Annotated in this window: 1 rRNA gene; it reads left to right on the top strand. The window is 39.2% G+C overall.

Annotated elements, in window-relative coordinates:
* Window positions 1-472: 472 nt before the first annotated feature.
* Window positions 473-586 (top strand): 16S ribosomal RNA (locus AC2TDN_RS26625); the annotation flags it as partial.

The following is a 586-nucleotide window of genomic DNA, read 5'->3' as shown; positions in this document are numbered from 1 at the left end:
CGCTGTTAGACGAGGGTTCTACTTTGAGTTACCCTCATTTACCCAAAGATTCAATTGGATGTGGCTGGTATTAATTCCATCCGTATAAAGAACCAGATTAGAGATTGGTCACGGATTCAGGTAATAACAATGATGTGCCTTCACAGATGAAAGGCAACGTTAATTAAAAGATAATATTCGCTATTTTACGGTAAAAAATCGATTAAAACATAAATTTAAAACTTTTTTTAAATATATGCTTGACCAATTAGAGGGGGACATGATATATTCTAATTCCGGCCGAGAGAAACATGCGGACGACAAGCAAAACAAGCTCAACACAAGAGAGAATAGATTGCTCTTTGAAAACTGAACAACGAGTAATAACTGCCCTTATGATTCTAACGAATTATAAGAAAAAGCGATAAAAAAGTAATGAGCATTTCAAACACATGAAGCTTTCTCTTCGACATCGCGTCGAAGTGAAAACTTCCATTTGGAGAGTTTGATCCTGGCTCAGGACGAACGCTGGCGGCGTGCCTAATACATGCAAGTCGAGCGGATCTTGTCCTTCGGGATAAGATTAGCGGCGGACGGGTGAGTAACA

It is taken from the genome of Paenibacillus sp. Y660, from assembly GCF_057221575.1.
This window is presented reverse-complemented; position numbering and strand designations above follow the sequence as displayed.